This window comes from Streptobacillus felis (genome assembly GCF_001559775.1).
In the GTDB taxonomy this organism is placed as follows: Bacteria; Fusobacteriota; Fusobacteriia; order Fusobacteriales; family Leptotrichiaceae; genus Streptobacillus; species Streptobacillus felis.
Map to the genome: position 1 here is coordinate 24246 of NZ_LOHX01000212.1, position 10327 is coordinate 34572.

8 protein-coding genes are annotated in these 10327 nt (G+C 26.1%); all 8 read left to right on the top strand.

Annotated features, from left to right (window positions below):
• From AYC60_RS03820 to AYC60_RS03855, 8 genes are read left to right on the top strand one after another with little or no spacing between them, the layout of a single operon-like run.
• Positions 1-732 (top strand): TlyA family RNA methyltransferase, encoded by a 732-nt coding sequence (locus AYC60_RS03820; RefSeq protein WP_067321484.1) that lies wholly within the window; start codon positions 1-3, stop codon positions 730-732.
• Positions 729-2120, top strand: a complete 1392-nt coding sequence (locus AYC60_RS03825; RefSeq protein ID WP_067321486.1) for a S41 family peptidase — start codon at positions 729-731, stop codon at positions 2118-2120. The genes AYC60_RS03820 and AYC60_RS03825 overlap by 4 nt, the downstream gene beginning before the upstream one ends.
• Before the next feature lie 7 nt (positions 2121-2127).
• Positions 2128-2808, top strand: a complete 681-nt coding sequence (rsmI, locus tag AYC60_RS03830; RefSeq protein WP_067321489.1) for a 16S rRNA (cytidine(1402)-2'-O)-methyltransferase — start codon at positions 2128-2130, stop codon at positions 2806-2808.
• Positions 2792-3676 (top strand): ribosome biogenesis GTPase YlqF, encoded by an 885-nt coding sequence (gene ylqF, locus AYC60_RS03835; RefSeq protein ID WP_067321492.1) that lies wholly within the window; start codon positions 2792-2794, stop codon positions 3674-3676. Before rsmI ends, ylqF begins: the two co-directional genes overlap by 17 nt.
• Position 3677: 1 nt before the next feature.
• Entirely contained in the window at positions 3678-5309 is a 1632-nt protein-coding gene (locus AYC60_RS03840; RefSeq protein ID WP_067321495.1) for a DEAD/DEAH box helicase, read from the top strand.
• 12 nt (positions 5310-5321) lie between these two features.
• The gene (gene ppc, locus AYC60_RS03845; RefSeq protein WP_067321498.1) at positions 5322-7976 is read left to right on the top strand and encodes a phosphoenolpyruvate carboxylase; all 2655 of its coding nucleotides are present in this window, start codon (positions 5322-5324) and stop codon (positions 7974-7976) included.
• Between the two features lie 8 nt (positions 7977-7984).
• Positions 7985-9193 carry a tyrosine--tRNA ligase gene (gene tyrS / locus AYC60_RS03850; protein WP_067321501.1) on the top strand — a complete coding sequence of 403 codons (1209 nt, stop codon included), beginning with the start codon at positions 7985-7987 and terminating at the stop codon, positions 9191-9193.
• 10 nt (positions 9194-9203) lie between these two features.
• A complete protein-coding gene (locus AYC60_RS03855) occupies positions 9204-10148 on the top strand; it encodes an FAD-dependent oxidoreductase (RefSeq protein ID WP_067321503.1) in 945 nt (314 codons plus the stop codon).
• Positions 10149-10327 lie beyond the last annotated feature (179 nt).

The following is a 10327-nucleotide window of genomic DNA, read 5'->3' on the forward strand; positions in this document are numbered from 1 at the left end:
ATGAAAAAAAGATTAGATGTACTTTTAGTTGAACTTGGACATTTTGATACAAGAGAAAAAGCTAAAAGAGAAATTATGATAGGTAACGTAATAGTTAATGATAAACTAGAAACAAAACCTGGAACACAGTATAAAGAAGAACTTATTAAAGAAATTAGAATAAAAAATAAGCTAAAATATGTAAGTCGTGGTGGCTTAAAATTAGAAAAAGCTATTAGTTATTGGAATTTAGATTTTACGGATAAAGTTGTTTTAGATATAGGTGCATCTACAGGTGGATTTACTGATTGTAGTTTACAAAATGGTGCAATAAAAGTGTTTGCGAATGATGTAGGTACTAATCAGCTTGACTACAAATTAAGGACTGATGAAAGAGTGATTTCTCTAGAACAAATACATATAAAAGATTTAATTTTAAAAGAAAAAGTTGATTATATTGTTATAGACGTATCATTTATATCTTTAACTAAAGTTATACCTTATTTTGAGAAATTTTCTAAAGATGATACTAAAGTAATTGCCTTAATAAAACCTCAATTTGAAGTAGGTAAAGAAAAAATTTCAAAAAATGGAATAGTAATAGAAAAAGAATATCACGATGAAGCTATTAGAAAAGTAGTTGCATCTTTTAAAGAAAATAATTATGAAATAGTAGAAGTGATAGACTCACCTATTCTTGGAGGTAAGGGTAATAAAGAGTTTCTAATTTATACAAAAAGGAGTAATTCATGAAAATAAATAAAAAACATTTATTAACAGTATTTTTAATAGGAATATTTGGATATGTAACATACTCTGAAGAAAATGTTACAGCAACTAAAAAAGATGTTCCTGCAGTTCAAAGAGCAAATGCCACAGTAGATATTAAAAATATTAACAAAATAATACAAACTATTAACTATATCAATGAAATATGGGTTGGTTCTGAAGAAGTTGACAAAGAAAAACTTTATGAAGCAGCTTTACGTGGTATGGTTAAGAGTTTGAAAGATCCTTATTCAGAGTATTTAAGTGAGAAGGAATTAAATGAACTTAATGAAGGATTAGATGGTGTATATGTTGGAGTTGGAATGTCAATTAGAAAAGAAAAGGGAGACTATATGGAGGTTATATCTCCTTTTATAGGTGGACCTGCTTTTAAAGCTGGTATTCAAATTGGAGATATAGTTACAAAAATAGACGATGAAGATATAATTGATTTAACTGCAACAGAAACTTCAAAGATGCTTAGAGGAGATGAAAATACTAAAGTTAAAATTGAAATATATAGACGTGGATTAAAAAAACCACTTACATTCACTCTTACAAGAGCAACTATTAAACTTGATAATGTTGAATATAAGATGCTTGATAAAACAAATAAGATAGGATATATATCATTATTACAGTTTGGAAGTACAGTTGGAGAAGAGATTAAGGAATCTATTTTAGACCTTGAGAAACAAGGGATGAATAAATTAATATTAGACTTAAGAACTAATCCAGGAGGATCTCTATCAGAAGCTGTAGAAATAGCTTCAATGTTTGTACCTGATGAATTAATAGTCTCTTTAAAAACAAAATCTGGTGTCGATAAAAAATATAATAGAGTTGGAGAACAAATATTTAAAGGTGATATGGTAATATTAGTTAATAAAGGTTCTGCTTCTGCTTCAGAAATTGTTACAGGGGTATTAAAAGATTATGAAAGAGCTACAATAATTGGAGAAACAACATACGGTAAGGGTGTAGCACAAGGAATATATCATTTTAAAAATGAAAAAGATGCTTTAAAATTAACAATAGCTGAATATTCAACACCCAAAAATAAAAATATAAATAAAAATGGTATAGAACCAACTATTTATATAAAAATGAATTCTTTACTATCTGACAAGGGATATTCAAGTGAAACAGAACAAGCAAAAGAAAATAGAAAAAATGAAATAATAAAAATACTTGAAGAGACTGAAGGTAAAGAAAAAGCAGCTGAGATTATTAAAGAAGGAGATAGACAATTAAAAGCTGCTATTAAACATTTATTAGGAGAAAAAGTAACTCCAGATAAAAAAGAAGATGATAAATCTGATAAAAAAACTAAAAAAGATATCATATTAGAAGATAATAAAGATAAGAAATAGAGGGATTATGTTATATATCGTTGGTACTCCTATAGGGAATTTAGAAGATATGACTTTTAGAGCTGTTAGAACTTTAAAAGAAGTAGATTATATTTTTGCAGAAGATACAAGAGTAACTAAAAGACTTTTAAATCATTATGAGATTGAAACTAAAGTTTATCAATACCATGAACACAATAAGCAATTTCAGATTGATAATATAATAAAATTATTAAAAGAAGATAAGCAAATAGCAGTAGTAACAGATGCAGGTATGCCATGCATATCAGACCCTGGCTATGAATTAGTAGATACTGCATTAAAAGAAGGATTAAAAGTTACCGCTATTCCAGGCCCATCTTCAATCACTACTGGTGCTGCAATTGCAGGTATAGATACTAGACGTATGGCGTATGAAGGTTTTTTACCTAAGAAAAAAGGGAGACAAACTCTATTTTTAAAATTACAAAAAGAAGAAAGAGCTATAATTATTTTAGAATCACCTAATAGGATAGTTAAAACTTTAAAAGATATATTAAATTATCTTGGAGACAGATATGTTGTAATAACACGTGAATTAACTAAGGTATATGAGGAGATTTTAAGGGGAAAAACAAGTGAGTTGATTGAAATTTTAGAAAAAAGAAATGTAAAAGGTGAAATAGTACTTTTTATAGCGAGTGGAGAAGAAAATGAGTGTGATGATTAACTGGTATCCAGGTCATATGAAAAAAACTAAGGAAATGATAGTTGAAAACTTGAAAATTGTTGACTTAGTTATAGAAATTTTAGATGCTAGAATACCAATTTCTAGTAAAAATCCTGATATAGAAACATTAGCTAAAAATAAATTAAGAGTTGTTGTATTAAATAAAACGGATTTGGTAGATGAGTCAAAATTAAATGAATGGGAAGATTATTTTATAAAAAATAAAATATCTCATCATTTTTTAGCAATAAGTGTTGAAAAGAATAAAAATTTTAATGAGTTAAGAAAAATAGTAAATAAAATTTATGAAGATAAATTAGAAAAAATGATGAAAAAAGGTCTAAGAAAAACTGTTGTAAGAGCTATGATAGTTGGAATACCAAATGTCGGTAAATCTAAGTTTATTAATAAATTTTCAAATAAAAATAAAGCAAAAGTTGGTAATAAACCTGGATTCACAAGAGGAAAACAATGGATTACTGTAGATGAAAAATTTGAATTATTAGATACACCTGGTGTTTTATGGCCAAAATTTGAAGATAATTTAGTTTCATTTAATTTAGCTATTACTGGATCAATAAGAGATGATATATTACCATTAGAGGTAGTTTCAAATAGGTTATTAGATATAATGAAAAAACAAAATATAATAGATAATTTAATTACTTCATATGGTTTAGAAATAGATAGCTTAATTAATATGGATAATGTTGAAATTTTTTCGATTTTAGAAAAAAGATTAGGTATATATAAAAATGAAGAATTTAGTTTTGAGTTAATTTCAAGAAGATTACTCAAAGATTATAGGATAGGTAAGTTAGGTAAATTCTTTCTTGAATATCCTGTAGATTTTAAGAAAGAAGGTTAAAATGAATTTTAAAGATTACAATTTAAGTAATGAAATGCTAGAGGCATTAGAAAAGAAGGGGTTTACATCACCGAGTGAAATACAAGCGTTGGTTATACCTGAATTATTAAAAGAGGAGACACATTTAATTGGTCAAGCACAAACAGGAACAGGTAAAACAGCAGCATTCTCTATACCTATTTTAGAGAGAATTGTACCTACAAAAAAAGTTAAAGCTTTAATTTTAGCCCCTACTAGAGAATTAGCAAATCAAGTTAGTGATGAAATTTATTCTCTAAAAGGAGAAAAAGATATTAAAGTTTTAGCTGTATATGGAGGAGCATCTATTGAAAATCAAATCAAAAATTTAAAAAAAGGTGTAGATATAGTTGTAGGAACACCTGGACGTGTAATTGATATGATAAATAAAGGTACTTTAAAATTAAATGAATTAGAGTATTTTGTTTTAGATGAAGCAGATGAAATGTTAAATATGGGGTTTATTGAGGATATAGAATTAATATTAGAAAAAACAAATGAAGATAAAAAAATGCTATTCTTTTCTGCAACTATTCCTAAACCTATACTTGCAATAGCCAAAAGATTTATGCCTGAGCATAAAATATTGAAAGTGCAAAAAAAGGAATTAACAACACATTTAACAGAACAAATATATTTTGAAGTTAGAAGAGAAGATAAGTTTGAGGCCCTTTGTAGAGTTTTAGATTATAAACCAGACTTCTATGGAATAGTATTTTGTAGAACAAAATCAGAAGTTGATGAAGTTACAAATAAATTAAAATCTAGAAACTATGATGCTGAAGCTATACACGGCGATATCACACAAGGACTAAGAGAAAAAGCTTTAGATTTATTTAAAAATAAAATACTTAATATTTTAGTAGCAACAGATGTTGCTGCACGTGGAATAGATGTAAGTAATTTAACACATGTTATTAATTATTCTATACCACAAGAATCAGATTCTTATGTTCATAGGATAGGAAGAACTGGAAGAGCTGGTAATAAAGGAGTTGCTATTACTTTTGTTACACCACAAGAATCAAGAAAATTAGCACAAATTAAAAGAGAAACAAAATCAGAAATTAAAAAAGAAAATATTCCAAATGTTGAAGATATAATAAAAGCAAAAGAAGAATTATTAATCGCTTCAGTAGAAGAAATTATGTTGGAAAATGATTATAAATTATATGTTGAGTTAGCTAATAAAATCTTAAAAGGTAAAAATATAGAAGCTGCTGTAGCTTCATTATTAAGACATATTTATGATGATGAATTTATACCAGCAAGTTATGGTAAGATTAAAAATGTACAAGTTGAAATTAAAGATAACACAAGATTGTTTATTGCTTTAGGTGAAAAAGATGGACTTAATGTAAATAAATTACTAAAATTAATACATGAAAAAACTAAAGTGCCTGGAAGAAAAATTAAAGATGTAAAAGTAATGCCTAATTTTTCATTTATTACAGTGCCATTAGAAGAAGCAGAAATAATAATTAAAATTTTCAATAAAAATACTGCAAAAAATAATAAACCTATGGTTGAAGTTGCAAATTCAGACAAATCATCAGGTGGTTCAAAAAAAAGAAATAGATCAAAAAGTGGAGATAGTAAGAAAAAAAGAAAATAATGTGAGGTTGCTATGAATTCAGTTGTATTAAAACCAGATAATGAAATAAAATTAAATAAAGAGTTGATAAGTAAAGAAATAAATATTATTAAAAATATTTTATTAGAAATAGTTCCAGATGTTGATATTGAATCTATTTTAAGAGATGAAAAACATTTTCAAAATATAGATGAAATAGAATCTAATATAGTAAGATTATTAACTGTCTTGCCCTTATTAATAAATATTGTTGAAGACGTATATCAGGCAAAAATTATTAAATATAATACAATAACTAAAAATTATTCTGAAGGTATGATAGACAATTTACTTTCAAAGCTTGATTTAAAAAATATGAACAAAGAAAATCTTATGGAAGTATTTTCAAATATTAGAGTAGTTCCTGTATTAACAGCACATCCAACACAGGTTCAAAGAAAATCTGTGCTTGATTTAACTCAAAGTATTTATGAAATTTTAGAAAAAAGAGAATTAGTAGAACATAATTTATTAGATGAAAATGAATGGATTAATGAATTAAGGAAAAATATTAATTTATTGTGGAGAACTGATATTTTAAGAAATTCTAAACTAAGGGTAAGTAATGAAATTACTAATTCACTTAGTTACTATAATTCTACTTTCTTAAAGGCTATACCAAAAATTAATCTTAAATTTAAAGAATTAGCTAAAAAGTTAGATATTTTTTCTAATGAATATACACCAATACTTATGGGAACATGGATAGGTGGAGATAGAGATGGTAATCCTTTTGTTACTCAAGAAACACTATTAAATGCAACTTATTCACAAGTTGACACAGCTATTTCTTACTACATAAAAGAACTTAAAAAACTTTATAGAGAATTTTCAATATCTAGTTTAAAAAATGATTATAGTGATGAATTAAAAGAATTAGTTAAACTTTCAAAAGATAATTCAGAACATAGAGTATATGAGCCATATAGACTAGCAATTTCGTATATTATTGATAGTTTGAAAGATGTGAAGAAAAAATTATTGGAAGAAAAATTAGAACTACCTTATGATACATACTATAATTCTAAAAAACTTTTAAAAGACCTATTAACAATTAGAAAATCTATTGAAGTACATAGTGATGAAATACTTGCATATGGAAGATTAGATGAGCTTATTGAAGCTGTAAAAGTATTTGGTTATCATTTATCATCGATAGATTTAAGACAAGATTCAAGTGTTTATGAATATTGTGTAAATGAACTATTAAATATAGCAAAAATAACAGATAATTATTCTAATTTAACTGAAAATGAAAAATGCAAATTACTTATAAACCAAATAGAAAATGAGCCAAGAAAATTAAGTTCAGTTACTTGTGAGAAAAGTGAACAATTACAAAAAGAATTAAAAATTTTTGGGACTATGAAAAAATTAATAAATATTTTTGGTAAAAACATAATTAAACAAAATATTATTTCACATACTGTTGAAATTTCAGATATGTTAGAACTTGCATTATTACTAAAAGAATTTGATTTAGATGGTAAAGTAAATATATCTCCTTTATTTGAGAGTATAGAAGATTTAAAAAATTCAGAAATAATAATGAAAACATGGTTTGAATTAGATATTGTAAAAAAATGGTTAGAAAATAACGGAAGATTACAAGAAATAATGCTTGGTTATTCTGATAGTAATAAAGATGGTGGATATATTACTTCAAGTTGGTATTTATATAAAGCGCAAAAAGAATTAGTTGAATTAGCTAAATCAAATAAAGTTAAACTTAATTTTTTCCATGGACGTGGTGGAACAGTTGGTCGTGGAGGAGGACCAAGCTATGAAGCTATATTATCTCAACCAAGTGGCTCTATACTTGGTAAAATTAGATTAACTGAACAAGGTGAGGTAATAGGTGCAAAATATGGAAATTTAGATTTAGGTAAATTTAACTTAGAAGCATTATTATCTGCAACATTAGAGAAATCTTTAAGAGATGAATCTAAAGATATTAAAGAATATGAAAATATTATGGAACAAATATCAAATATAAGTTACAAAGAATATAGAAAACTAGTATATGAAACAGAAGGATTTTCTGAATATTTCTTTGAATCAACTCCGATAAATGAAGTTTCTTCATTAAATATTGGGTCAAGACCTTCTTCTAGAAAAAAAGTTCTAGATATAGAAGGGTTAAGAGCTATACCTTGGGTATTTTCTTGGTCACAAACTAGAGTAATGCTTCCAGGTTGGTATGGAGTTGGTACAGCTTTTAATAAATGGATAAAAGAAAATGATGGACTTAATACATTAAAATCAATGTATAAAAATTGGCCATTTTTTAAAGCGTTATTATCAAATTTAGAAATGGTTTTATCTAAAACAGATATGAATATAGCGAAGGAATATTCAAAATTAGTAAAAAATGAAGAAAACTCAAATAAGGTATTTGAAATGATAAATAAAGAATGGTTATTAACTTTTAATTTACTAAAAGAAATAACTGGAATTAGATATCTTCTAGAAGATAATGAAATGCTTACTTTAAGTTTAAAAAATAGATTACCGTATTTCAATGCTTTAAATTATCTTCAAATTGAATTGATAAAGAAAGAAAGATCAGGCAATAAAACTGAAGAAGTAAATAAAGCAATACATACAAGTATTAATGGAATTGCTACAGGTCTTAGAAATAGTGGATAGGAGGAATCATGTCAGAATTAGAAATTAAAAAAGAAGTCGAAAGACAATTTGAAATATTAAAAAGAGGATGCGAAGAAATAATTAGTGAGGAAGAATTTAAGAAAAAATTAGAAAATTCAATTAAAAATAATAAGCCTTTAAAAATAAAATTAGGAATAGATCCAACTGGTTCGGAATTGCATATAGGACATGCTGTACCATTAAGAAAATTAAAACAATTTCAAGATTTGGGTCATGAAGTAAACTTTTTAATAGGTACTTTTACTGCAAGAATAGGAGATCCAACGGGAAAATCAGAAACAAGAAAAATGTTAAGTTTTGAAACTATTCAAGAGAATATTAAAACTTATTTAGAACAAGTTAAATTAATTCTTGATTTAGATAAATTAAAAGTTGTATATAATCATAATTGGTTAGAAAAATTAACATTAGAAGAAATGTTAAAACTATTATCTATGTTTACTGTATCACAAATGATTCAAAGGGAAGATTTTTCAAAAAGATTATCAAATAATCAACCTGTATCATTAATTGAATTTACATATCCAATATTACAAGGGTATGATTCTGTTGCATTAGAAGCTGATGTTGAATTAGGTGCTACAGAGCAAAAATTTAATTTATTAAGAGGTAGAGATTTACAAAAAAATTTCAATCAAGAGCAACAAGTTTGTATGATAATGCCAATATTGGTTGGTCTTGATGGAGTAGAAAAAATGTCTAAATCTTTAGGAAATTATATTTCTATTAAAGATACTCCTACAGATATGTTTGGTAAAATTATGTCTATTTCCGATGAATTAATGCAAAATTATTATGAAATGATTACAAATATACCACTTGAAGAGGTTAAGGATATGTTAGCTAATCACCATCCTATGGAATGTAAAAAGAGATTAGCATTTGAATTAGTTAAAGAATATTATGGTGAAGAAACAGCGAAAGAATCTAAATTATGGTTTGAAAATGTTTTTAGTAATAAAAATTTAAATGTTGAATTACCAGAAGTGAAATTTGATGAAAATGAAATGCATGCGTTAGAATTGTTATCTAGATTAAAATTCATTTCTACTAACAGTGAAGGTAGAAGATTAATAGATCAAGGTGCAGTAAAAGTTAATGATGTTCAAATTAAATCTATAAATGAAGTAATAAATTTAGAAAATGGAACAATAGTTCGTTGTGGTAAGAAGAAAATAGTTAAGATAGTTAAATAACGGAGGAATAATGAGTAAAATATTAAAATTTGATGAAACTATAATTTATGATACTATAGTTATAGGTGCAGGACCTGCTGCTGTATCTGCCAGTATATATGCTGCTAGAAAAGGTTTAAAAACAGCTATGATAGGTGAAGATATTGGAGGACAAATATTAGATACTAATGAAATAGAAAATATTATTGGTATACCTCTAACAAATGGTTTTGATTATGCCATGGAATTAGAAAAACATATGTCAGAATATGAGATATATTTCTATAAAGGTCATAGAGCAAAAGAAATTATAGATGAAGGTAGTTTAAAGAAAATTATTACTGATGACAGCAAAATTGTATCAACTAAAACAATAATTATAGCTACAGGAGCTAAATGGAGACAACTTGGAATACCTGGTGAAAAAGAATATACAGGAAAAGGTGTACACTATTGTTCAACTTGTGATGGACCTTTTTATAGAAATAAAGATGTTGTAATAGTAGGTGGAGGAAATTCAGGAGTAGAAGCAGCTATAGAAATATCTAATATCGCAAAAAATGTTGTTTTAGTAGAATATATGGATGAATTGAAAGCTGATAAAGTTTTACAAGATAGATTATCAACTTTAGATAATGTTAGGGTTTATCTATCATCTGCTGTAACAGAAATATTAGGAAATGAATATGCAGAAATAGCAAAATTAAGAAATAGAAATAATTCAGATGAGTTTGAATTAAAAATGGATGGTTTATTTGTAGAAATAGGTTTAACTGCTAATACAGATATAGCTAAAGATTTAGTGAATTTAAATAATTTTGGAGAAATAATTGTTGATGAAATGAATATGACATCAATAAATGGTATTTTTGCTGCAGGGGATTGCACGAATACAAAACATAAACAAATAATTATAGCTATGGGTGAAGGGGCTAAGGCTGCACTTAGTGCATTCGAATATATAATTAAAAATTAATAAAAAGGAATTTTCTTATATTAGACTAGATCTAATGGAAAATTCCTTTTTTATTCTATAGGAAATTAGAACTCTAATAAAGTGTGTATATTTTTATTAATTCAAATAATTGAATAATTATAATGATATAAAAAGAATGCACTTTATATATTCAAGTAGCACAAAATTACCTATTTGAA

Coding starts and splice junctions, on each gene's coding strand:
- ylqF (WP_067321492.1), top strand. CDS start 2,792: ATGAGTGTGATGATTAACTGGTATCCAGGTCATATGAAAAAAACTAAG.
- AYC60_RS03855 (WP_067321503.1), top strand. CDS start 9,204: ATGAGTAAAATATTAAAATTTGATGAAACTATAATTTATGATACTATA.
- tyrS (WP_067321501.1), top strand. CDS start 7,985: ATGTCAGAATTAGAAATTAAAAAAGAAGTCGAAAGACAATTTGAAATA.
- AYC60_RS03840 (WP_067321495.1), top strand. CDS start 3,678: ATGAATTTTAAAGATTACAATTTAAGTAATGAAATGCTAGAGGCATTA.
- AYC60_RS03820 (WP_067321484.1), top strand. CDS start 1: ATGAAAAAAAGATTAGATGTACTTTTAGTTGAACTTGGACATTTTGAT.
- ppc (WP_067321498.1), top strand. CDS start 5,322: ATGAATTCAGTTGTATTAAAACCAGATAATGAAATAAAATTAAATAAA.
- rsmI (WP_067321489.1), top strand. CDS start 2,128: ATGTTATATATCGTTGGTACTCCTATAGGGAATTTAGAAGATATGACT.
- AYC60_RS03825 (WP_067321486.1), top strand. CDS start 729: ATGAAAATAAATAAAAAACATTTATTAACAGTATTTTTAATAGGAATA.